The organism is Methylibium sp. Root1272, from assembly GCF_001425905.1.
In the GTDB taxonomy this organism is placed as follows: domain Bacteria; phylum Pseudomonadota; class Gammaproteobacteria; order Burkholderiales; family Burkholderiaceae_C; genus Methylibium.
Window position 1 is genome coordinate 1 of record NZ_LMDY01000004.1, and the last position, 23,783, is coordinate 23,783.

Here is a 23,783-nt window from a genome sequence, read left to right on the forward strand (position 1 = left end):
GAGCTCGACGCCGGCCCTGACACCGGCGTGGCGTACACCTACATGCACATGAAGGCGAACTACGAGCTGATCATCGACAACGTGATGGACCTGAGCCACGTCGACCACGTGCACGGCGAGATCATCACCACGCGGGGGCAACTGTCGCCGCAGATTCCGAAGCTGCGCGAGGGTGGCGAGTCGGTCGCGGCCCGCTGGGAATGGCAGCAGACGCCGCCACTGCTGATCCTGGCGGACTTCCTGCCGGAGCCGAAGATGCAGGCGCGGCACTTCATCGAGGTGAGCTGGAGCCCGCCGGCCAACATCCAGCTCTCGGTCGGCGCAACGCAGAACGACGGCGCGCTCGACCTGGTCAACTGCATCGGCCAGTACGACCTGCACACCTGCACGCCCGAGTCGGCCGGGACCACGCACTACTACTTCGCGACGCGGCGCAACCATCTCGTCGACGACGCGGCCTACAACGAGGCCAAGATCAAGGCCATGCATGTCGCCTTCGAGACCGAGGACGGCCCGATCATCCAGGCGATCGATGAAGAGATGGACACGACCGACTTCTTCGGCCTGAACCCGGTGCTGATGACCAACGACGTGGCGCCGGTGAAGGTGCGACGCCTGCTGCAGCGGCTGATCGAGCAGGAGGCCCGCGCGAGCTGAGCGGTGCGGCGGCAGCCGGCTCAGTGCGTGCCCTGCCGCAGCCGCCAGCTGCCGGGCGGCTGCCCGAAGTGGCGCTTGAAGGCGCGGCTGAAGGCGGCCTCGGACTCGTAGCCGGCCCGATCGGCAATGGCCTTCAGCGGCTGGTCGCCGGTCTTCAGGTGCTGGGCGGCGAGCTGCAGGCGCCAGTGCGCCAGATACTGCATCGGCGGCTGGTCGAGGTAGCGCCGGAAGCGCTCGGCCAGCACCGTGCGCGAGACGCCGACCTCGCGCGCCAGCCGCTCCACGCTCCAGTCCTGCAGCGGCGCGTCGTGCAGCAGCTTCAGGGCCGAGCCGGTCACCGGGTCCCTGCAGGCTGCGAACCAGCCGCCCTCGCCGTCCGACAGGCCCTGCATGTGCTTGCGCAGGATCTCCACGAACATCAGCTCGGTCAGCCGCGGCAGCATGCCGCGCGAGCCGGGCGTGGTCCGGCTGGCCTCGGCGGCGGTGTGGCGGATCGTGCTGCCCAGCCAGTGGTCGGCCGGCGTGGCGTCGGGGCTCACGTGCAGCAGGGTCGGCAGGTGCCGCAGGATCGGGCGGAACAGCAGCTCGTCGCACTGCAGGAAGCCGCAGATGATGTGGGTCGCGGCGCCGCCGCCGCCGTGCTCGACCTGCGGCATGTCCTTCCAGGGCTGACAGGGCAGCAGCTGGCCGACCTGCACCGGCGCGGTCTCCTCGTGGCCTTCCAGGCGGTGGCTGTCGCCGTAGGGCAGCAGCACGGCATCGCCCTCGCGCAGCCACACCGGCTCGTGTTCGGGCAGCGTGAGCCGGCAGCCGCCGGTGGCGATGACGTGGAAGGGAATGATGTGCTCGGTGCGGAACGGCAGCACCCGCGCCAGTTGCGCAGATCCCGGCGTGAGCACCGCCCACGGCTCGCGGAACTCGGCGCGGAACAGCACCATGCCGACCAGGTGCATGCTGCCGAGCAGGTCCGACAGCAGGTCGGGCGAGTGCGACGCCGGCGGCGTTTCGGGCAAGACTTGCGGCATTTCGGGCATGGCTTCCTCGCGGCGATCGACCTAAGCTGACGACATCAAGGATGCAGCAAGGAGGCTGTCAATGGCAACGGAATCCAGGGATCTGGTGGTCGTGATCACGCATGGCATCGACCACGAACTGTCCTCGGCGGGCATGGTCATCGCGCTCGGCGGGATGACGGCGGGCCTGAAGGTGTCGATCTTTCTCACCAGTTCGGGCGTCGACATCGTGCGGCGCGGCGCGTCGGACATGACCCACGTGAAGCCGCTCGAGCCGCTGGCGGACATGCTGCGCGATTTCGTCGCGCGGGGCGGTACGCTGTGGGCCTGCACCCCTTGCGTGAAAAGCCGCGGCTATGCCCAGGAACACCTGATCGAGGGCGTGGTGATCGCCGGCTCCAGCGTGATGCACGAGCTGATCAAGCGCGGTGCGGCCACGCTGAGCTTCTGAGCCGGTACGCGAGCAGGAGGAGACCGCCGTGATGCTGATGTACCGTGAACTGAGCTGGTGGTACTGGGCCGTGACGGCGGCGCTCCTGATCGCGGGGCTGGCGGGGTGGGCCGGAGCCTTCCACGCGGCCACCGCGTTGAGTGCGTGGCAGGTGCTGCACTTACGCCGGCGCGAGGGCCGCTTTGCGGCCTTTCCGGTGCAGGTGCGGCTGGCTTTCACGGGCCTGCTGCTGCTGGCCGCGTGGCCACCGATGAACTGGCTGTTCTGGGTGCCTGCCATCGGCACGACGGCACAGGTGCTGTTCGGCTACTGCCTGCTGGCGCGCGGCCTGTCTTTGCTGCCCTGGAACCGCCGAGAGACCTGGTCCTGGCGACTGCTCTGGCGCACCTTCGCGGCGCCGCCGGTGCGCGGCAGCATCCTGCAGGGGCTGCCGGCGGTGCCCTAGCGGCAAGTTCAGGCCGGCGGCAGGATGCCGCGTGCCATGAAGCTGCGCAGCCAATGGCAGAACATGTCCTCGCTGTCGCAGACCTCGTGGAAGCCGGCCTGGCGCAGCTTGATCGCGCTGACGAAGGCGGGCGGCGGTGGCTCCGTCGCGCCGTGGGCGAAGCAGAAGTCCGCGTAGTGGTGCGACTCGCCGAGCAGCGCCGGCAGCGCCACCGGCCGCAGGCCGTGCCGCGCGACGATGCGATCCCACAGCGCCGCGTGCTCGGGCAGGAACTGTCCCAGCGCGCGCGGGTGGTCGGGTCCGGCTTCGACGCCCAGCGTCGCGGCCATCGCCGGCCACACGTTGCGCCACTCGAAGACGTCGCCGTTGGTCACGTTGAAATGCTGGCCGACCGCGGCCGGGCTCGCGGTGGCCCACACGAAGACGTTGGCGAGCAGGCGCGCGTCGACCGCTTCCCACACATAGGGCACGCCGCCGGGGAAGCCGAACGGCTCGCCGAGCTCGCGGCAGATCGCGGCATAGGCGCCGATCACCGGCGCGAGGTTCATCGCGACGCCATAGGCCGCGCCGATGATGAGCTGCGGGCGCAGGATGGTGAAGTCGAAGTGGCGCGCTGCCGCCAGCTCCTTCAGGTAGTCCTCCTGCAGCCAATAGAAGTTGGCGTGGGGATCGCGCGGCGCGCGCTCTCGCGCCGGGATCGGCATCGGGTGCAGGTGGATGCCGTAGGCCTTGGTGCCCTGAAGCAGGCTCACGTGGCGCAGGCCGCTGCCCGCGCCGGTGAGCGGCGCGAGGCAGTTCTGCAGCATCGCGAGATTGGTCTCCATCTGGTCGCGTTCGCTCCAGCCGGCGATCAGGCCCGGCTTCTCGAACAGCGCGGCGTAGACGACGTGCGTGACGTCCGTCAGCGCGCCGAGCGCGGCACGGCTGGCCGCCGCATCGCGCAGGTCCACCGCGAGGTGGGTGTAGGGCCGCTCGCGCACCAGTTCCGGCCGGCGGCGCGACAGCGCCACCACCTCCCAACCTTCGGCGAGAAAGGCGTCGACCGCCGCCGCGCCGACGACGCCGCTGGCGCCTGCGATCAGAACCTTGTTGGGCATGGAGTGTCTCCGCGTTGTCAGGGCCGGCCAGCATACGGGCCGGCCGGCGTGCGATGCAGAAGGGCTGACCCTAGGACGGGTCGATCACCGGAACTGCCCCTGCATCGCTGCGCTGTTCGGTGGATCGACGCTACGCGAAACGAACTACAGTGCTGTCACTTCGGCGACAAACCGACCGCACCATTGGGCGGATCCAGGAACCCGTCACCTGCGCCGAAAGAACCCGTCGCCCCGCGCTGCTCAGCGCGATGCGCGTTCGGTAGATGAGCCCGCGGCCCTGGTCTTCTCCAGTTTGCCTGCGGGCTTTTTCTTTGCGGCGGCGTCTCGCGCGGTGCCGCGCGGGTCAGACCCTGGCGAGCAGCGCCTCGGACACCTGCAGCGCGCGTTCACGCTCGCCGGAACCCCCCAGCACCAGGCGGTGCCCGCGTTCGAACAGAACGTTCTCGGCCAGCTCGCACAGCACCGGCATCATGCTGCGCGCGACCAGCCGCAGATCGTCGATCGCCAGCGCGCGCAGCGCGCCGCTCAGTTCGGCCGCGGCGGCACGGTATTCACCCGCGTGCATGCCCATCTGCTTGTTCTCGAGGACACGCATCAGGCACAGCGAGGTGCGCAGCGTCTCGTCCTGCAACTCGGTGATCGTCATGGGGGAGGGCAAGGCAGATCCTTTCGGGGGCGTCACCATGAGTGGCGCGCCCGCTGACTTATCGGCCGGAAAGGGCGCTGCCTTGAGGGCGATCGGGCCATCGTGCCGGCCGGCCATCGGCCATGGCGGTTGAACTCCGGCGCGCGGGCGCCATTTGTGGCTGGACACTCTACGAAGGAAGGCACCTCATGGCCGATGGTTTGCTGTGGATCCTGAGCGTGGCGCTCATCGTGCTGGGCGTGGCCGGCACGGTGCTGCCGGCCCTGCCGGGCACGCTGTTCGTCCTGGCGGGCATCGTGCTCGGTGCGTGGATCGACGACTTCGTGCGCGTCGGCTGGGGCAGCCTCGCCGTGATCGGCGTGCTCGCGGTCGTGGCCTGGGCCGCGGACTACGTGGCCGGCCTGCTGGGCGCGCGCCGCGCCGGCGCCAGCCGCGAGGCGATCCTCGGTGCGGCGCTCGGCACCGTGGTCGGCATCTTCATGGGCCTGGTCGGCGTGCTCTTCATGCCGCTGGTCGGTGCCGCCGTGGGCGAGTACGTGGCGCGCCGGGACGAGCAGCGCGCGGTGCGCATCGGCTTCGCCACCTGGCTGGGCGTCATGGCGGGGCTGGTCGCCAAGATCGCGATCTCGTTCATGATGATCGGCATCTTCGTGGTGGCGTTGCTGGTCTGACGCCGTTCGCGGCGCGCTTCGGCGCAACGCATTGCGGGAGGCGGTGGCGCTGTCAGGACAGTGTCATCCGGTGCCCCGAAGGTGGCGGCATGCCGCGGCACATGCCGGAGGTTCGATCGGCGCAGACTGGACCCCATGGACAAGCACTTCCTCACCCCGCTCTTCTCGCCCGAATCGATCATCGTGCTGGCCGGTCCGCCCGACGACCCGGCCGGCCAGACGCCGCAGGCCCGGGTGCTGCACCAGGCCCTGCGGGCGCAGCCCTATGCCGGCACGCTGCAGTTCCTGGACATCCACGCGACCGGCACCCTGGCCGACCTGGCGCAGACCCGGGCCGACCTGGCCATCATCGCGCTGCCGCCGCAGGAGGTGGCCTCCGCGCTGGAGGTCGCTGGACGTCTGGCCTGCCGCTCGGCACTGGTGGTTTCCAGCGGCATCGGCGCCGAGGCCGCGGCGGCGCTGAAGAAGATCGCGCGCCGCGAGGGCATCCACCTGCTGGGGCCCAACGGCCTGGGCTTCCAGCGCCCGGCGCTGCAGCTCAACGCCAGCGCAGCCGGGCCGCTGGCCAAGCCCGGTTCACTGGCGCTGGTGTCGCAGTCGGGCGCGCTCACCGCCTCGGTGCTCGACTGGGCCAGCACCAACGCGGTGGGCTTCTCCAGCGTCGTGTCCCTGGGCCCCAACACCTCGGTGGACATCGCCCAGGTGCTGGACTACCTGGCCAACGACGCGCAGACGCACAGCATCGTCGTCTACGTCGAGGGCATCTCGAGCGCGCGCCATTTCATGAGTGCGCTGCGCTCGGCCGCCAAGGCCAAGCCGGTGGTGGTGCTGAAGGCCGGCCGCAAGCCGGCCGGCAACGAGGCCGCGCAGACCCACAGCGGCGCCATCGTCGGCAGCGACGACGTGTTCGACGCCGCGCTGCGCCGTGCCGGCGCGGTGCGGGTGCGCTCCTTCGTCGAGCTGTTCTCGGCCGCGAAGTGCCTGGCTTCGCGCTACCGCCCGGTCGGGCGGCGCCTGGCCATCGTGACCAACGGCGGCGGCCCCGGCGTGCTGGCGGCAGACTGGGTCAACGAGCTGTTCCTGCACCTGGGCCGGCTGTCGGCGGAGTCGGCCGCCGCACTGGCGCCGCAGCTGCCGCCACTCGCGTCGCTGTCGGACCTGATCGACCTGTCGGAAGACGCCGGCCCCGAGCACTACCGCGCCGCCATCGAAGCCGCGGGCCGCGATGCGCAGGTCGACGGCGTGCTGACCGTCTACTCGCCCAAGGTCGGCGTCGATGCGGCGGCCATCGCGCGCGCGCTGGTGGACGTCAAGCACACGATGGGCAAGCCGCTGCTGTCGTGCTGGATGGGCGATGCCTCGGTGGGCGCGGCGCGCGAGCTGCTGAACGAAGCCGGCATCCCCGGCTTCCGCACGCCGGAGGCGGCGGTCGGGGCCTTCGGCAACATCGCCTCGTTCTACCAGAACCAGCTGCTGCTGCAGCAGACGCCTTCGCCACTGTCCACGCTGGCCAAGCCCGACATCGAGGCGGCACGTCTGGTGATCGAGAGCGTGCTGGCCGAGCGCCGCAAGGTGCTGACCGAGATGGAGTCGAAGACGCTGCTGTCGTCCTTCCACATCCCGGTCACCAACACCATCCTCGCGCGCAGTGCCAACGAGGCGATGATGATCGCTACCCAGCTGGGCTTCCCGGTCGCGCTGAAGATCGATTCGTCCGACATCAGCCACAAGTCCGATGTGCAGGGCGTGGCGCTCAACATCATGAACGGCGCGAGCGCGCGCGACACCTACACCGACATGGTGGAGCGCGTGGCGCGGCTGCAGCCGGGCGCCCGCATCAACGGCGTGACGGTGCAGAAGATGGCGCGCGCCCGGCGCGGCCGCGAGATCTACATCGGCCTGGTGACCGACGACCCGTTCGGTCCGGTCATCGTGTTCGGCGCCGGCGGCACGATGATCGAACTGATCAACGACCGCGCGATGGAGCTGCCGCCGTTGAACCGCTTCCTGGCGCGCCGACTGATCGAGCGCTCCCGCGTCGCCGAGACGCTGGGCGAGTGGCGCGGCGCCAGCGCGGTGGACCTCGACGCGCTGGAGCAGGTGCTGCTGCGCGTGTCGGAGATGGTGTGCGAGCTGCCGCAGCTGCGCGAGATGGACATCAACCCCATCATCGTCGACGAGTCCGGCGCGGTGGCGGTGGACGCGCGCATCGTCATCGACAGCGCGCCGCAGGCGGCCGGCGGTCGCATCAACCCCTACACCCACCTCTCCATCCTGCCCTACCCGACGCGCTACGAGCAGGTCTGGCCGCTGCGCGGCGGTGGCGAGTACACGGTGCGCCCGATCCGGCCGAACGACGCGCAGATGCTGCAGGACCTGGTGCTGCACCTGTCGCCCGAGAGCCGCTATTTCCGCTTCGTGTCCTCGCTGACCGAGCTGTCGCCGTCGATGCTGGCGCGCTTCACGCTGATCGACTACGACCGCGAGATGGCGCTGGTGGCGGTGGTCAAGGAGCGCAGTGCGGGGGCCGACGGCGAGATCGCCGAGACCGAGCGCATCGTCGGCGTGTCGCGCTACATCACCAACCCCGACCACTCGACCTGCGAGTTCTCGCTGGTGGTGGCCGACGACTTCAACGGCCGTGGCATCGGCTCGCGCCTGATGGAAAGCATCATGGACGTGGCGCGCGAGAAGGGCCTGAGCGAGATCGACGGGCTGGTGCTCGCCAACAACGCCGACATGCTCAAGCTCATGCGCTCGCTGGGCTTCGCGGTCAAGCGCTTCGCCGACGACCCGGACTTCATGCTGGTGACCCACACGCTGTAGGCCGGGCCGGCCGCACCGCGTCAGGCTGCGTGGCGCAGCGCCGCTCGGGAACTTCCCGGTCGCCAGGCCGATGCCGATGCAGGAGCCGAAGGCCGGCCCGCGCAGACGATGGCTCGGCGCCAATCAGGACGGATGATGGGTACGGGGGCAGTCCCGGAACTTCCGGGGCGCGCGCGGCGTCCATCCATCGATGAGGCTCATGCGACGCGGGTCGCTGGAGGTTTGCAACATGAACAACAAGCTGATCTATGGTGTGGCCGGGCTGGCGTTCGTGATCGCCGTCGGGGCCTTGCTGTACTGGCGCCAGCGGCCGCCGGAACCGCCGGCCAGACCCGAGGCGCCGGTCGCCGAGGTGGCGCCATCGCCCGAGGTCGCCTCGGCGCCGGCCGAGCCCGCCATCCGGCACCCGATCGACGCGCAGGGCGCCGACGCCACGGCCAGCGCGTCGGCCCCGGCGACACCGGAGAAGGCCGATGCGGTGGTCCAGTCGGCGCTGGTCGAGCTGCTCGGGCGGCCCTCGGTGATGTCCTTCCTGCAGGTCGACGGCTTCGCGCGCCGCGTCGTCGCGACCGTGGACAACCTGGCCCGGCCGCATGCGGCGCCGCGGCTCTGGCCGGTCAATCCTGCCCCGGGGCGCTTCACGGTCGAAGCCGGCGCGGGTGGCGGCTCCGTGATCGGTGCGGCCAACAGCGCGCGCTATGCGGCCTTCATGGCCTTCGTCGAGTCGGTCGACAGCGCTCGTGCGGTCGCGTTGTACGTGCGGCTGTACCCGATGTTCCAGCAGGCCTACCAGGAGCTGGGCTATCCGCGCGGCTATTTCAACGACCGGCTGGTCGACGTCATCGACCACCTGCTGCAGACGCCGGAGCCGGCGGGCCCGCTGGCGGTCGTGCTGACCGAGGTGAAGGGGCCCGTCCAGCCCTCGCGCCCGTGGGTGCGCTACGAGTTCGCCGACCCGGCGCTGGAGGCGCGGTCGGCGGGGCAGAAGATGCTGCTGCGCATGGGGCCGCAGCAGCGGCAGAGCCTGAAGGCGAAGCTGGCGGAGATGCGCGCGCAGATCACGCGGGCGCCGGGTACGCGATGAGGTTGTGCGGCGTTTGAGGCTTATGGGCGGGCGCCGCGCCGGGCCGCTGTGTTGCGCTCGTGTCCCCCGCGGTCCGCCCTGCGGGCCGACCGCTCCTCCTCTACCTCGCTCCACACAGCGGCCCGTCACGGCGCTTCGATACACCGTGGACTGCGAGGGTTTGAAGACCTTCCCACGCAGCCGTTCACCCGACGCCTTGGTCAGCAGCGCACGATCTACGCAAGCTGCAAGCAACAACCGACAGGGCGTCAGCGCATCGCCGCCGCCTCTTCACCATTGGCGAGATGCCGACGCATCAGTTGTTGAGCCTGCTCGGCATCGCGCGCGCGCAGCGCGGCCATCAACTGACGGTGCTCGCTCAACGAGGCTTCCAGGCGGCCTTGCTTGAACAGCGAGTGGTGGCGGTTGAGCTTCATCACCTTGCGCAGGTCGGCGACCATCTGCACGCGCCAGCGGTTGTCGGCCAGCTCGAGCAGGCGCAGGTGGAAGCGCTCGTTGGCGGCGAAGAAGCGGTCGCGGTCGCCGAGGTTGCGTTCGAGCTGATCGTGCAAGGCCTCCAGCTCGGCCAGCTGCTCGGGCGTGAGCCGGGTGGCCGCGGCGGCGGCGGCGTCACTCTCCAGCAGCGCGAGCAGGTGGAACACCTCCGTCAGGTCGCGCGCCGACACCTCGGTGACGTAGGCGCCGCGGCGCAGCTTCATCGTCACCAGGCCCTCGGCGGCCAGCACCTTCAGCGCCTCGCGCAGCGGCGTGCGGCTGATGCCGTACTCGATTGCCAGTGCCTTCTCGTCGATCCAGCTGCCCGGCGCGAGCCGGTGCGACAGGATGCGCGTGCGCAGCGCTTCGGCCACCTGCTCGTACAGCGCGCGATCGGGCAGCGCCCCGGAGGCGGGGTCTGCGGGCGTACGGTCGAGGGCGGTGCTGGCGAGCGTGAGGGAGGGTTCGGACATGGGGCCCGGCGGCGGTCGTCTTGGTGCAGTGCACACAAGGCATGTTTGTAATTCAGTTTTGAATTATGATCGCCCGTCCGCTCGCCGTCCAGCCCGCACATCCGGCGCGGGTCGCGCCTCGTGTGCCGTGCCGCGGCGCCTTGCACACCGTTCACCGCAGGAAAGATTCGCCATGTCCGATCGCCCCGTACTTTCGCCCGAGGCCCTGGCGGCCTGGCACAAGGCCGCCGCGAAGTCGGCCCCCGGCGGTGACGTGTCGGCGCTGAACTGGGTCACGCCCGAGGGCATCACCGTCAAGCCGCTGTACACCGCGGCCGACCTGCAGGGCCTGCCGCACACCGACACGCTGCCCGGTTTCGCGCCCTACCTGCGCGGGCCGCAGGCCACGATGTACGCGGTGCGGCCCTGGACCATCCGCCAGTACGCCGGCTTCTCCACCGCCGAGGAATCGAACGCGTTCTACCGCAAGGCGCTGGCCGCCGGCGGGCAGGGCGTGAGCGTGGCCTTCGATCTGGCCACCCACCGCGGCTACGACAGCGACCACCCGCGCGTGACCGGCGACGTCGGCAAGGCCGGCGTGGCGATCGACAGCGTGGAGGACATGAAGATCCTGTTCGACGGCATCCCGCTCGACAAGGTGTCGGTGTCGATGACGATGAACGGCGCCGTGCTGCCGGTGCTGGCCGGCTACATCGTCGCGGCCGAAGAGCAGGGCGTGCGCCAGGACCAGCTGAGCGGGACCATCCAGAACGACATCCTCAAGGAGTTCATGGTCCGCAACACCTACATCTTCCCGCCCGAGCCGAGCATGCGGGCCATCGGCGACATCATCGAGTACACGGCGCAGAACATGCCGAAGTTCAACTCGATCTCGATCTCCGGTTACCACATGCAGGAGGCCGGCGCGAACCAGGCGCTGGAGCTGGCCTTCACGCTGGCCGACGGCAAGGAGTACGTGCGCACCGCGCTCGCCAAGGGCCTGAGCGTCGACGAATTCGCCGGCCGCCTGAGCTTCTTCTGGGCGATCGGGATGAACTTCTACCTCGAGATCGCCAAGATGCGCGCCGCGCGCATGCTGTGGTGGAAGATCATGCAGGAGTTCGAGCCCAAGAACCCGAAGAGCCTGATGCTGCGCACCCATTCGCAGACCTCGGGCTGGAGCCTGACCGAGCAGGACCCGTACAACAACGTCGTGCGCACCACCATCGAGGCGATGGCGGCGGTGTTCGGCGGCACGCAGTCGCTGCATACCAATGCGCTCGACGAGGCGATCGCGCTGCCCACCGAGTTCAGCTCGCGCATCGCGCGCAACACCCAGCTCATCATCCAGGAAGAGACCCACATCACGAACGTGGTCGACCCCTGGGCCGGCAGCTACATGATGGAGAAGCTGACGCAGGACATGGCCGACGCCGCCTGGGCCATCATCGATGAGGTGGAGGCCATGGGCGGCATGACCAAGGCGGTGGACTCCGGCTGGGCCAAGCTCAAGATCGAGGCCAGCGCGGCCGAGAAGCAGGCCCGCATCGACTCGGGCAAGGACGTGATCGTCGGCGTCAACAAGTACAAGCTCGGCAAGGAAGACGTGGTCGACTTCCTCGACATCGACAACGTGAAGGTGCGCGACAGCCAGATCGAGCGGCTCAAGGCGATCCGCGCGCGCCGTGACTCAGGCAAGGTGCAGGCCGCGCTGGACGCGCTGACACAATGCGCCGAATCGGGCCAGGGCAACCTGCTCGACCTGAGCGTGAAGGCGATCCGCCTGCGCGCCACGGTCGGCGAGGTGTCCTCGGCGCTCGAGAAGGTCTGGGGGCGCCACCGCGCCGATACGCAGAAGGTGACCGGCGTGTACGCAGCTGCCTACGACTCGGCCGAAGGCTGGGAGCAACTCAAGACCGAGATCGCCGCATTCGCCGACGACCACGGCCGCCGGCCGCGCGTGATGATCGCCAAGCTCGGCCAGGACGGCCACGACCGGGGCGCCAAGGTGGTGGCCACCGCCTTCGCCGACCTCGGCTACGACGTCGACATGGGTCCGCTGTTCCAGACACCCGACGAATGCGCGCGCCAGGCGATCGAGAACGACGTGCATGCGATCGGCGTGTCCACGCTGGCCGCCGGCCACAAGACGCTGGTGCCGGCCATCGTGGCCGAGCTGAAGAAGCAGGGCGCCGACGACATCATCGTGTTCGTCGGCGGCGTCATACCGCGCCAGGACTACGACTTCCTCTACGAGTCCGGCGTCAAGGGCATCTATGGCCCCGGCACGCCCATCCCGGCCTCGGCGAAGGACGTGCTCGAGCAGATCAAGAAGGCCATCGCCGCCCACTGAGCCGATGGCTGCCGTCCCCGACCAGGCGCTGATCGACGGCGTGCTCGGCCCGGCCGGGCCGGTGCAGCGCCGTGCCATCGCCAAGACCATCACGCTGCTCGAGTCCTCGCGCGAGGACCACCGGCTGCGCGCCGACGAACTGATCAACACGCTGCTGCCGCACAGCGGACGCTCGCTGCGGCTGGGCATCTCGGGCGTGCCGGGGGTCGGCAAGTCGACCTTCATCGAGAGCCTGGGGCTGTTCCTGGTGGAGCGCGGCCACCGCGTCGCGGTGCTGGCGGTCGACCCGTCGTCCAGCGTCTCGGGCGGCTCCATCCTCGGCGACAAGACCCGCATGGAGCGGCTGTCGGTCGACGAGCGCGCCTACATCCGCCCCAGCCCGGCCTCGGGCACGCTGGGCGGCGTGGCCGAGAAGACGCGCGAGTCGATGCTGGTGGCCGAGGCGGCCGGCTACGACGTGGTGATCGTCGAGACCGTCGGCGTCGGCCAGAGCGAGATCGCGGTGGCCGGAATGACCGACATGTTCGTGCTGCTGCAGCTGCCCAATGCCGGCGACGACCTGCAGGCCATCAAGAAGGGCGTGATGGAGCTGGCCGACCTGGTGGTGATCAACAAGGCCGACCTCGACGAGGCGGCCGCCACCCGGGCGCGCGCGCAGATCACCTCGGCGCTGCGCCTGCTGGGTCAGCACGGCAACCCGATGACGGCCCACCACGACGCGCAGCTGTGGCACCCGCAGGTGATGCAGCTCAGTGCGCTGAAGGGCGTGGGCCTGCCCGAGTTCTGGGCCGGCGTCGAGCGCTTCCGCGAGCTGCAGACGCAGAGCGGCCGGCTCGCGTCGCGCCGCCACCAGCAGGACCAGGCCTGGATGTGGGAACGCATTGAGGCCGGCCTGAAGGCACGCTTTCGCGGCCACCCCGCCGTGCGCGAGGCCCTCGCCGCCACCAGCGCGGACGTGCGCGCCGGCCGGCTGGCGGCCTCGGTCGCGGCGCGCCGGCTGCTCGATCTTTCCGACTGATCCCCGCGAATCTTTCGCTGCTTCGTCCCACCCGACACATCCATCCAGGCCGAGAGGACCACCGACATGCACGACATCATCGAAGAGCTCAAGCGGCGACGCGAGCGGGCCCGCCTGGGCGGCGGCGAGAAGCGCATCGAGGCGCAGCACGGCAAGGGCAAGCTCACCGCGCGCGAGCGCCTGGAGCTGCTGCTCGACGCCGGCACCTTCGAGGAATGGGACATGTTCGTCGAGCACCGCTGCGCCGACTTCGGCATGGCCGACAACAAGATCCCCGGCGACGGCGTCGTGACGGGCTACGGCATGATCAACGGCCGCCTGGTGTTCGTCTTCAGCCAGGACTTCACCGTGTTCGGCGGCGCGCTCAGCGAGGCGCACGCCGAGAAGATCTGCAAGGTCATGGACCAGGCGATGAAGGTCGGCGCGCCGGTGATCGGCCTGAACGATTCCGGCGGCGCGCGCATCCAGGAGGGCGTGGCCTCGCTGGGCGGCTATGCCGAGGTGTTCCAGCGCAACGTGATGGCCTCGGGCGTGGTGCCGCAGATCAGCCTGATCATGGGTCCGTCGGCCGGGGGTGCCGTCTATTCGCCGGCGATGACCGACTTCATCTTCATGGTGAAGGACAGCAGCTACATGTTCGTCACCGGGCCCGAGGTGGTGAAGACGGTGACGCACGAGGAAGTGACCGCCGAGGAACTGGGCGGCGCGACCACGCACACCACCAAGAGCGGCGTCGCCGACATGGCCTTCGAGAACGACGTCGAGGCCATCCTGATGCTGAGGCGTTTCTACAACTACCTGCCGCTGAACAACCGCGAGAAGGCGCCGGTGCGCCTGGGCGGCGATCCGGCCGAGCGCCTGGACTACTCGCTCGACACGCTGGTGCCGGACAACGCCAACAAGCCCTACGACATGAAGGAGCTGATCCTGAAGGTCGCCGACGACGGCGACTTCTTCGAGCTGCAGCCCGAGTACGCGAAGAACATCCTGATCGGCTTCGCACGCATGGAGGGGCAGACGGTCGGCATCGTCGCCAACCAGCCGTTGGTGCTGGCCGGCTGCCTGGACATCAAGAGCAGCATCAAGGCGGCGCGCTTCGTGCGTTTCTGCGATGCCTTCAACATCCCGGTGGTGACCTTCGTCGACGTGCCGGGCTTCATGCCGGGCACCAGCCAGGAGTACGGCGGCATCATCAAGCACGGCGCGAAGCTGCTCTACGCCTACGCCGAGTGCACGGTCCCCAAGGTCACGGTGATCACGCGCAAGGCCTACGGCGGGGCCTACGACGTGATGGCCTCCAAGCACCTGCGCGGCGACGTGAACTTCGCCTGGCCCAACGCGGAGATCGCAGTGATGGGCGCGAAGGGCGCGGTGGAGATCATCTTCCGCGAGGACAAGGGCGACCCGGCCAAGCTGGCCGCGCGCGAGGCCGAGTACAAGGCGCGCTTCGCCAATCCCTTCGTGGCCGGCGCGCGTGGCTACATCGACGACGTGATCCAGCCGCACGAGACGCGCAAGCGCATCTGCCGTTCGCTGGTGATGCTGCGAGACAAGAAGCTCGAGAACCCGTGGCGCAAGCACGGAAATATCCCACTTTGACGCGGCGAGGGAAGACAGCATGTTCACCAAGATCCTGATCGCCAATCGCGGCGAGATCGCCTGCCGGGTCATCAAGACGGCCAAGAAGCTCGGCATCGCGACGGTCGCGGTCTATTCCGAGGCCGACCGCGATGCGCGCCACGTGGAGCTCGCCGACGAATCGGTGCTGCTCGGGCCGGCGCCGAGCCGCGAGTCCTATTTGGTGGCCGACAAGATCATCGCGGCGGCCAAGCAGACCGGCGCGCAGGCCATCCACCCCGGCTACGGCTTCCTCTCGGAGAACGAGGCCTTCGCACGCCGCGTCGAGGAGGAGGGGCTGGTCTTCATCGGGCCCAAGCACTACTCGATCGCCGCGATGGGCGACAAGATCGCCTCGAAGAAGCTCGCCAACGAGGCGAAGGTCAACACCATCCCCGGCTGGAACGACGCGATCGAGTCGGCCGAGCGCGCGGTCGAGATCGCCAGGGGCATCGGCTACCCGGTGATGATCAAGGCCAGCGCCGGCGGCGGCGGCAAGGGCCTGCGCGTGGCCTTCGACGACAAGGAGGCCTTCGAAGGCTTCAGCTCCTGCCGCAGCGAGGCCAAGAACAGCTTCGGCGACGACCGCGTCTTCATCGAGAAGTTCGTCGAGCAGCCGCGCCACATCGAGATCCAGGTGCTGGGCGATGCGCATGGCAACGTGGTCTACCTGCACGAGCGCGAGTGCTCGATCCAGCGCCGCCACCAGAAGGTGATCGAGGAGGCGCCGTCGCCCTTCATCAGCGACGCCACCCGCAAGGCGATGGGCGAGCAGGCCGTGGCGCTGGCCAAGGCCGTGAAGTACCAGAGCGCCGGCACGGTGGAGTTCGTGGTCGGCAAGGACCAGAGCTTCTACTTCCTCGAGATGAACACGCGGCTGCAGGTCGAGCATCCGGTGACCGAGTGCATCACCGGCGTGGACCTGGTCGAGCTGATGATCCGCGTGGCCGCCGGCGAGAAGCTGCCGTTCGCGCAGGCCGAGATCCGGCGCACCGGCTGGGCGATGGAGTGCCGCATCAACGCCGAGGATCCGTTCCGCAACTTCCTGCCTTCGACCGGCCGTCTGGTGCGCTACCAGCCACCGGTGCAGACGATGGAAGCCGCGTTGCCGATGCCCTGGGACGGCGGCGTGCGGGTCGACACCGGCGTCTACGAAGGCGGCGAGATTCCGATGTACTACGACTCGATGATCGCCAAGCTCATCGTGCACGGGACGGACCGGCTCGACGCGATCGCCAAGATGCGCGAGGCGCTCAATGCCTTCGTGATCCGCGGCATCAGCAGCAACATCCCGTTCCAGGCGGCGCTGCTGGCGCACCCCGATTTCGTCTCGGGCGATTTCAACACCGGCTTCATCGCCGAGCACTTCCCCAAGGGCTTCAAGGCCTCGGACGTGGTGCACGAGGACCCGGATTTCGTGGTCGCGCTGGCCGCCGCGGTGAACCGCAAGTTCCTGGCACGCTCGGCGGCCATCACCGGCCAGCTGCCGGGCCACGGGTTGCGCATCGGCGACGACTACGTGGTCGTGCTGCGCGGCGAGCGGGGCGCCGCGACGCACCGGCCGGTGCGGGTGCAGGTCAACGGGGCGGTGGTCGTGACTCTGGGCGACAAGCGCTACGAGTTCCAGAGCGACTGGCGCTACGGCGAGGTGCGCATCGGCGGCAGCTGCAATGGCCGGCCGTTCACCGCCCAGGTCGAGCGGCGCGGCCTGGACCTGCGCGTCAACCACAACGGCCTGTGCATCGACGCGCTGGTGCTGTCGCCGAGCGCGGCCGAATTGCAGAAGCTGATGCCCTACAAGGCGCCGCCCGACACCAGCAAGTTCCTGCTCGCGCCGATGCCGGGCCTGCTGGCCGACGTGGTGGTGAAGCCGGGGCAGGCCGTGGTGGCCGGCGAGAAGCTCGCGGTGGTGGAGGCGATGAAGATGGAGAACATCCTGATCGCCGCGCAGGACGGCACGGTGGCCGAGGTGCTGGCCGGCAAGGGCGAGAGCCTGTCGGTCGACCAGCCGATCATCCGTTTCGCGTGAGAGGGTGTCCCCGATGAGCAGCAAACCGTTTCGCATCCTCGGCCTGCAGCAGATCGCCATCGGCGGCCCTGACAAGCAGCGCCTGCGCGCGCTGTGGGTCGACATGCTGGGCCTGTCGGTCACCGGTCACTTCGTCTCCGAGCGCGAAAACGTCGACGAGGACATCTGTGCGATGGGCCGTGGGCCTCACGCCGTGGAGGTCGACCTGATGCAGCCGGTCGACCCCGACAAGAAGCCGGCCGTGCACACGACGCCGCTGAACCACGTGGGTCTGTGGGTCGACGACCTGCCGAAGGCGGTGGCGTGGATGATCGCGAACGGCGTGCGCTTCGCGCCCGGCGGCATCCGCAAGGGTGCCGCCGGGCACGACATCTGCTTCATCCACCCGAAAGGCAACGACGAGTTTCCGATCGGTGGCGAGGGTGTGCTGATCGAACTGGTGCAGGCTCCGCCGGACGTGGTCGAGGCATTGAGCTGAGTGGTTTTGGATCGGTATCAGTGTGTTCCCGCGGTTCGGCTGATTCGTCTTGTTAGACTTATGTCACTCGCAGGGTGATGCTGTAGCCGTGCCACCAGCATTGCCTTCGAGGCCGCATCACGGGTCGGGGCGCTAGGCGAGCCGAAGAGGCTCGACACCCGGGTCGCTGCGGTGGCTGTCCGAGCGCAGCGCGTTGCGCGTCGGGTGGTGAGGCGGACGGCGGCACGGCAGCAACTAGACAACAAGAGCTCGCAGTGATCTCAGGCAACTACCCCGACAGTGTCGAGCGGAGCAGCGAACTTCTCAGGCTCGCGCTCCCGCAGATGGCCAAGCATTCGGTCGCTCTGCACCCCATCAACTACGCAGTCTGGTACGAGTACGTGTCCGGCCGCAGCGGCGACCTGAAGGCCGAGATCGAGCGGCTCACCGCCGACGGCCGCGCGCTGACCGAGGCCGACGTGGCGCGGCTGTTCAAGGCCTATGTCGCGCCGGTCGGGCTCGAGACCTCGGAGCGGGTCGCCGAGAACGCGCGCCGCATCCTGCGCAGCATGGAGCAGGACGCGCTGGAGGCGACCGATCGCACCTCGGCCTTCGACCAGTCGCTGTCGCAGTGGCAGGCCGAGCTCGATCGCGAGGCCAACGGCGGCGCGGTGCTGCAGGGCGTGGTCGACAGCACGCGCGAGATGTCGGAGGCGATGCGCCAGTTGCAGGGTCGCCTCGACGTGAACCAGCGCGAGATCGCGCAGCTGCGGGCCGAGGTAGCGGCTGCGCGCAGCGAGGCGCAGACCGACAGCCTGACCGGTCTGCACAACCGCCGCTCCTTCGAGCAGCACATCGCCAAATACCTGGCCGATCGCGAGGCGGCGATGTCGCTGGTGCTGGTCGACATCGACCACTTCAAGCTGGTTAACGATACCCACGGCCACCTGTTCGGCGACCAGGTGCTGATGGCGGTGGCGCGCGTGTTGAAGGAGAGCGTGCGCAACGACGACCTTGCCGCCCGCATCGGCGGCGAGGAGTTCGCACTGCTGCTGCCGTCGACCCCGCTCAAGGGCGCGGTCGAACTGGCCGAGCGCATCCGCACCTCGATCGCCAACAGCCGCATCCGCCGCCGCAACAGCGAGCAGCAGGTCGGGCAGATCACGGTGTCGCTCGGTGTCGCCGATCTGTGGCCCAGCGACAATGGCGAGAGCTGGTTCTCGCGCGCCGACGAGGCGCTGTACACCTCCAAGCGCGAGGGCCGCAACCGCGTCACTGCGCCGACGCTGCTGGCGCGGCACGCCACGTCCGGTGGCAGGACCTAGAGAAAGCGCTCCAGCAGCTTCTTCGAGCGCCGGTCGAGCGCCATGCGGTCGCGCACCATGAACTGGATGCCGTGGCTGTCGACGATCAGCAGCGCGCCGTTGCCGAGCCGGCGGATGTCCTCCTCGCCCTTGAGCACGAAGCTCGTCGCGCCCCGGTCGGTCTCGACCGACCAGGTGCTGGGCGTCGAGAAGGTCGACACGCCGGTGATCTGACGGATCACGGGCATGAACTCGCGGCTGGCGAGTTCTTCCTCCAGCAGCGTGCGCGTGGCCGCCGGCAGCGCGCTCAGACGTTCGATCCACCGCAGCTCGCGCCCGTCGGTGCCGACGATCGACACGCCCTCGTCGGGCGCGGCGATCGGGAAGGCGCGCACCGGCACCACGCCGTCGTGCGCCACGCCGTCCGGCGCCGTGAAGACCAGGCGGCCGAAGGCACTGCGCTCGAGCCGCAGCTCGCTGTCGTCCATCGCGGTCGTTGTGTTCATGCGAGTTCGATCGGGTGGACCGACGGCGACAGCGCCGAGGGCGAGGGCTGTTCCAGCGCTGCCTCGCCGTCGTCGCCCTCGACGCGCCGCAGTTGCGCCTCGTAGAGCCGCCAGTAGGCGCCGCGCTGCGCCATCAGCGCGTCGTGCGGACCGACCTCGACGATGCGGCCACGGTCCATCACTACCAGCCGGTCGGCCTTGCGGAGAGTGGAGAGGCGGTGCGCGATCGCGATGGTCGTGCGGCCCTGCACCAGGTTGTCGAGCGCCTTCTGGATCTCCTTCTCGGTCTCGGTATCGACCGAGGAGGTGGCTTCGTCGAGGATCAGGATGCGCGGGTCGATCAGCAGCGCGCGCGCGATGCTGATGCGCTGACGCTCGCCGCCCGACAGGCCCTGGCCGCGCTCGCCGACCAGCGAGTCGTAGCCCTGCGGCAGGCGCAGGATGAACTCGTGCGCGTGTGCGGCGCGCGCGGCGGCCACGATCTCGGCGCGCGTGGCGCCCGGCTTGCCGTAGGCGATGTTCTCGGCGATCGTGCCGAAGAACAGGAAGGGCTCCTGCAGCACCAGGCCGATGTGGCGCCGGTAGTCGGCCACGCCGAAGCGGCGGATGTCGACGCCGTCGACCTTGATCGCGCCGTCGGTCACGTCGTAGAAGCGGCAGATCAGGTTGACCAGCGTGCTCTTGCCCGAACCGCTGTGGCCGACCAGGCCGATCATCTCGCCGGGGCGGATGTCGAGCTGCAGCCCGCGGATCACGGTGCGCGAGCCGTAGCGAAAGCCGATGTCGGCCAGCTCGATGCGACCCTGCAGTCGCCCGATCGGCTGGGGGTGGGCCGGCTCGGGAACGTTCGACACGTGGTCCAGGATGTCGAAGATGCGCTTGGCCCCGGCGGCCGCCTTCTGCGTGACCGAGACGATGCGGCTCATCGAGTCGAGCCGGCCGTAGAAGCGGCCGATGTAGGCGATGAAGGCGGTCAGCACGCCGACGGTGATCTCGTTCTTGCTGACCTGCCAGATGCCGAAGGCCCACACCACCAGCAGGCCCACCTCGGTGAGCAGCGACACGGTCGGCGAGAACAGGCTCCAGGTCTTGTTGAGCCGGTCGTTGACCGCGAGGTTGTGCTGGTTCGCGTCGCGGAAGCGATCGGCCTCGCGCTGCTCCTGCGCGAAGGCCTTGACGACCCGGATGCCGGGGATGGTGTCGGCGAGCACGTTGGTCACTTCCGACCACACGCGGTCGATCTTCTCGAAGCCGGTGCGCAGGCGGTCTCGCACCAGGTGGATCATCCAGGCGATGAAGGGCAGCGGCAGCAGCGTCACCACCGCCAGCCAGGGGTTGATCGAGGCCAGGATCACCGCCGTCATGCCGATCATCAGCACGTCGGTCGCGAAGTCCAGCGCATGCAGCGACAGGAAGACGCAGATGCGGTCGGTCTCGGAGCCGATGCGCGCCATCAGGTCGCCGGTGCGCTTGCCGCCGAAGTAGTCGAGCGAGAGCCGAAGCAGGTGCTCGAAGGTGGTGGTGCGCAGGTCGGCGCCGATGCGCTCTGACACCAGCGCCAGCAGGTAGGTGCGGGCCCAGCTCAGGCCCCAGGCCGCCAGCGCGGCCGCGAGCAGGCCGCCCAGCAGCATCAGCACCAGCTTCGGGTCGATCTGCTGGCCGTTCTGGAACGGGATCAGCACCTCGTCCATCAGCGGGATCGTCAGGTAGGGCGGCACCAGCGTCGCCGCGGTCGAGGCCAGCGTGAGCCCGAAGCCGATCGCCAGGTCCTTGCGATAAGGCCGGGCAAAGCGCCACAGCCGCAGCAGCACCCAGGTGGACGGCGGGGAGTTCAGCTCCCGGGCGCACAGCGGGCATTCGTCGCTGTCCGGCGGCAGCGGCGCCTGGCAGGTGGGACACAGCGTGAGGTCATCGCCAGGCACCTCGCCGGTGCGCCGGCGGGTCTGCTGCTGTTCGAACAGTTTCAGCAAGCGCAGCGCTTGCACGTTGTTACGCAGCGTGAAGCGCCAGCCGGCCCGTCGCGTCGCAGGATCGTGCAGTTCCAGGCTGCCGACCCCGGCGTGGTCGGTGTGGCGCAGCGCCAGGTCGCCCTCCAGTGGCCAGCTCTGCCAGCCGCCGGCGCCCGGCTCATGGGCCAGCAGCCGGCGATCGGTGAGCGCCAGCAGCCCGGCCGCGAAATGCAGGCGCGAGTCCAGGTCAACCTCCAGCGTCGCCAGGACGTTCTCCTCCGGTGCGAGCTGTGATTGGAGCGCGAGGCGACCGGGGGAGGCCCCGTCCGCTGGGACGCCGACTGGATGGTGATGATGCATTCTGATTTGTTCTCGAAGACCCACAAGGCGGCCCTCAATCCCTCGGAAGGGCCCGAGATTCTGACCGATGCAGGGTTGGCGTGCCGCATGGAATGCGGCCCGGAGCGTGGTGCCAAGGAGCCGGTCGGGCGCACAATCGTGCGTCGGTCCTGGGCTGCCCGGGCGCCTCGTCCCCGCCGAAAATGAGCAAGAAAAACGACCTGCAACTGCTCCGCATCAACTATCTGCGCGGCCCCAACGTCTGGACCTACCGTCCGGTGCTGGAAACGTGGCTCGACCTCGGCGAGCTCGAAGACCACCCCTCCCACCTGTTACCCGGCTTCAACGAGCGCCTGTGCCGGCTGCTGCCGGCGCTCGAGGAACACCACTGCGGCGTCGGCGAGCGGGGCGGCTTCCTGCAGCGCCTGCAGGAAGGCACCTGGTGCGGCCACGTGCTGGAGCACGTGGTCATCGAGCTTCTCAACCTGGCGGGCATGCCCACCGGCTTCGGCCAGACCCGCAGCACTTCGCAGCGGGGTGTCTACCGCATGGTGTTCCGCGCCCGCGAGGAGCAGGTGGCTCGCGCGGCGCTGGCCGATGGCCACCGGCTGCTGATGTCGGCCATCAACGACGAAGCCTTCGACGTCGCCGCCGCAGTGGCCCGGGTACGTGAGCAGGTCGACGATTCCTACTTCGGGCCCAGCACCGCCGCCATCGTCGGCGCCGCCACCGAGCGCGGCATTCCCCACATCCGCCTCAACGACGGCAACCTGGTGCAGCTCGGCCACGGTGCCCGACAGCGCCGCATCTGGACCGCCGAGACCGACCGCACCAGCGCCATCGCCGAGGGCATCGCCGGCGACAAGGACCTGACCAAGCGCCTGCTCAAGTCCTGCGGCGTGCCGGTGCCGGAGGGTGAGGTGGTCGACAGCGCCGAGGCCGCCTGGGAGGCGGCGCAGGACATCGGGCTGCCGGTCGCGCTGAAGCCGACCGACGGCAACCACGGCCGTGGCGTCACGCTGGACCTGGGCACGCGTGAGGACATCGAGGCCGCCTACGCCTACGCCGACCTGCACGGCAGCGAGGTCATGGTCGAGCGCTACGTGCCCGGGCAGGAGCACCGCCTGTTGGTGGTGGGTGGCCGCGTGGTGGCCGCCGCGCGCGGCGAGACCGCCTGGGTCACCGGCAACGGCCGCTCGACGGTGAGCGAACTGGTCGACGCGCAGATCAACACCGACGCGAGGCGCGGCGAGACCGAGGACTTTCCACTCGGCCTGATCGAGACCGACAAGGACGGCGCCGTGCTGTCCGACCTGCAGCGCCAGGGGCTCACGCCCGATGCGGTGCCGGCGAGCGGCCGCCGCGTGCTGATCCAGCGCAACGGCAATGTCGCGATCGACTGCAGCGACCTGGTCCATCCCGAGGTCGACCACATCGTGTCGCTGGCCGCGCGCGTGGTGGGCCTGGACATCGCCGGCGTCGACGTGGTGGCCGAGGACATCTCCCGTCCGCTGGCCGAGCAGGGCGGTGCGATCGTCGAGGTCAATGCCGGCCCCGGCCTGCTGATGCACCTGCGGCCCGCCGAGGGGATGCCGCGGCCGGTCGGCCAGGCCATCATCGACCACCTGTTCGCGGAGACCGAGAGCGGCCGCATTCCCATCGTCGGCGTGGCCGGCACGCGCGGCACCCACACCATCGCCCGGCTGGTGGCCTGGCTGGTGCACCTGAGCGGCCGCCACGTCGGGCTGGCCTGCCGTGACGGGCTGTTCCTCGGCGGGCGCCGGATCGAGCGCGGTGACTGCGCGCACTGGGAGGCCGGCCACCGGCTGCTGATCAACCGGCAGGTCGAGGTGGCGGTGGTGGAGAACGGCGCCGAGGCGATCCTGCGCGACGGCCTCGCCTACGACCGCTGCCAGGTCGGCGTGGTCACCGACCTCGACGGCGCGCAGGCGCTGGCCGCGTTCGACATCCGAGAATCCGACCAGATGGTCAAGGTGCTGCGCACCCAGGTCGACGTGGTGCTGCCGGACGGCGTGGCGGTGCTCAACGCCGACGACGAGCGGGTGGCCGAACTGGCCGGCCTGTGCGACGGCGAGGTCATCTTCTACGGCCTCGATGGAGCGGCGCCGGCTCTGCAGGCGCAGCGCGCGCAGGGGGGCCGGGCCGTGTTCCTGCGCAACGGCCGGGCGGTGCTGGCCACCGGCGGCAGGGAGACGCTGGGGCCCGAGTTCGCCCGCGGGCGGATGGCCGAGGTGCCGCCGGAGACCATGCTTGCGGCCATTGCCGCGGCCTGGGCGCTGGGGATCGCGCCGGAACTGGCGGCTGCCGGCATCGAGACCTTCCAGATCGAGCTGAAGACAACGACCTGAGGCCCGCCGCGGCCCCGACAATCGTC

The 23,783-nt window shown here is 69.5% G+C and carries 18 protein-coding genes and 1 pseudogene; 13 read left to right on the forward strand and 6 right to left on the reverse strand.

Translation table 11 applies throughout. The features are described from left to right. Positions 1–657: pseudogene (locus tag ASC67_RS20760) on the forward strand (aromatic ring-hydroxylating dioxygenase subunit alpha); the annotation flags it as partial. Positions 658–677: 20 nt separating this feature from the next. Here ASC67_RS20760 and ASC67_RS04835 read toward each other — a convergent pair. After that, entirely contained in the window at positions 678–1,682 is a 1,005-nt protein-coding gene (locus tag ASC67_RS04835; RefSeq protein ID WP_235566225.1) for an AraC family transcriptional regulator, read from the reverse strand. A 70-nt stretch (positions 1,683–1,752) separates the two neighbouring features. Here ASC67_RS04835 and ASC67_RS04840 point away from each other — a divergent pair, with 70 nt between their 5' ends. Continuing rightward, positions 1,753–2,121: a DsrE family protein gene (locus tag ASC67_RS04840; protein ID WP_056315810.1), complete on the forward strand. Its 369-nt coding sequence runs from the start codon at positions 1,753–1,755 to the stop codon at positions 2,119–2,121. Positions 2,122–2,152: 31 nt separating this feature from the next. Beyond that, complete coding sequence (locus ASC67_RS04845) at positions 2,153–2,566, forward strand: hypothetical protein (protein WP_056315813.1); 414 nt, start codon at positions 2,153–2,155, stop codon at positions 2,564–2,566. 8 nt (positions 2,567–2,574) lie between these two features. On the opposite strand, the gene ASC67_RS04850 is transcribed toward ASC67_RS04845, so the two are convergent. Next, positions 2,575–3,663, reverse strand: a complete 1,089-nt coding sequence (locus ASC67_RS04850; protein ID WP_056315816.1) for an SDR family oxidoreductase — start codon at positions 3,661–3,663, stop codon at positions 2,575–2,577. A 343-nt stretch (positions 3,664–4,006) separates the two neighbouring features. After that, a complete protein-coding gene (locus ASC67_RS04855; protein WP_156466660.1) occupies positions 4,007–4,321 on the reverse strand; it encodes a hypothetical protein in 315 nt (104 codons plus the stop codon). Positions 4,322–4,497: 176 nt separating this feature from the next. Between ASC67_RS04855 and ASC67_RS04860 the strand changes: the two genes are divergently transcribed. From ASC67_RS04860 to ASC67_RS04870, 3 genes are all read left to right on the forward strand, one after another. After that, on the forward strand, positions 4,498–4,980 hold the full coding sequence (locus ASC67_RS04860) for a DUF456 domain-containing protein (protein WP_056315822.1): 483 nt from the start codon (positions 4,498–4,500) through the stop codon (positions 4,978–4,980). A 135-nt stretch (positions 4,981–5,115) separates the two neighbouring features. Then, positions 5,116–7,806, forward strand: coding sequence for a bifunctional acetate--CoA ligase family protein/GNAT family N-acetyltransferase (locus ASC67_RS04865; protein WP_056315826.1), 2,691 nt, complete (start codon positions 5,116–5,118; stop codon positions 7,804–7,806). A gap of 229 nt (positions 7,807–8,035) precedes the next feature. Further along, positions 8,036–8,890, forward strand: coding sequence for a DUF3014 domain-containing protein (locus ASC67_RS04870; RefSeq protein WP_235566226.1), 855 nt, complete (start codon positions 8,036–8,038; stop codon positions 8,888–8,890). Between the two features lie 248 nt (positions 8,891–9,138). Here ASC67_RS04870 and ASC67_RS04875 read toward each other — a convergent pair whose 3' ends face one another. Continuing rightward, a complete protein-coding gene (locus ASC67_RS04875) occupies positions 9,139–9,837 on the reverse strand; it encodes a GntR family transcriptional regulator (protein WP_056315830.1) in 699 nt (232 codons plus the stop codon). A gap of 172 nt (positions 9,838–10,009) precedes the next feature. Between ASC67_RS04875 and scpA the strand changes: the two genes are divergently transcribed. The 6 genes from scpA to ASC67_RS04905 all read left to right on the forward strand — a co-directional run bounded on the left by scpA (position 10,010) and on the right by ASC67_RS04905 (position 18,615). After that, a complete protein-coding gene (gene scpA, locus ASC67_RS04880; RefSeq protein WP_056315833.1) occupies positions 10,010–12,169 on the forward strand; it encodes a methylmalonyl-CoA mutase in 2,160 nt (719 codons plus the stop codon). A gap of 4 nt (positions 12,170–12,173) precedes the next feature. After that, positions 12,174–13,187 (forward strand): methylmalonyl Co-A mutase-associated GTPase MeaB, encoded by a 1,014-nt coding sequence (gene meaB, locus ASC67_RS04885; protein ID WP_056315839.1) that lies wholly within the window; start codon positions 12,174–12,176, stop codon positions 13,185–13,187. A 66-nt stretch (positions 13,188–13,253) separates the two neighbouring features. Next, positions 13,254–14,786: an acyl-CoA carboxylase subunit beta gene (locus ASC67_RS04890; protein WP_056315841.1), complete on the forward strand. Its 1,533-nt coding sequence runs from the start codon at positions 13,254–13,256 to the stop codon at positions 14,784–14,786. 19 nt (positions 14,787–14,805) lie between these two features. Beyond that, the gene (locus ASC67_RS04895) at positions 14,806–16,833 is read left to right on the forward strand and encodes an acetyl/propionyl/methylcrotonyl-CoA carboxylase subunit alpha (protein ID WP_056315846.1); all 2,028 of its coding nucleotides are present in this window, start codon (positions 14,806–14,808) and stop codon (positions 16,831–16,833) included. A gap of 13 nt (positions 16,834–16,846) precedes the next feature. After that, positions 16,847–17,311: a VOC family protein gene (locus tag ASC67_RS04900; protein ID WP_056315849.1), complete on the forward strand. Its 465-nt coding sequence runs from the start codon at positions 16,847–16,849 to the stop codon at positions 17,309–17,311. A 323-nt stretch (positions 17,312–17,634) separates the two neighbouring features. Further along, a complete protein-coding gene (locus ASC67_RS04905) occupies positions 17,635–18,615 on the forward strand; it encodes a GGDEF domain-containing protein (RefSeq protein ID WP_156466661.1) in 981 nt (326 codons plus the stop codon). Here ASC67_RS04905 and ASC67_RS04910 read toward each other — a convergent pair. Both ASC67_RS04910 and ASC67_RS04915 read right to left on the reverse strand, forming a co-directional pair. Then, positions 18,612–19,100, reverse strand: a complete 489-nt coding sequence (locus tag ASC67_RS04910) for a DUF1854 domain-containing protein (RefSeq protein ID WP_056315855.1) — start codon at positions 19,098–19,100, stop codon at positions 18,612–18,614. The genes ASC67_RS04905 and ASC67_RS04910 overlap by 4 nt on opposite strands. Further along, a complete protein-coding gene (locus ASC67_RS04915) occupies positions 19,097–21,409 on the reverse strand; it encodes an ABC transporter ATP-binding protein (RefSeq protein WP_056315858.1) in 2,313 nt (770 codons plus the stop codon). The genes ASC67_RS04910 and ASC67_RS04915 overlap by 4 nt, the downstream gene beginning before the upstream one ends. Before the next feature lie 182 nt (positions 21,410–21,591). Between ASC67_RS04915 and cphA the strand changes: the two genes are divergently transcribed. Beyond that, the gene (gene cphA / locus ASC67_RS04920) at positions 21,592–23,757 is read left to right on the forward strand and encodes a cyanophycin synthetase (RefSeq protein WP_056315862.1); all 2,166 of its coding nucleotides are present in this window, start codon (positions 21,592–21,594) and stop codon (positions 23,755–23,757) included. Positions 23,758–23,783 lie beyond the last annotated feature (26 nt).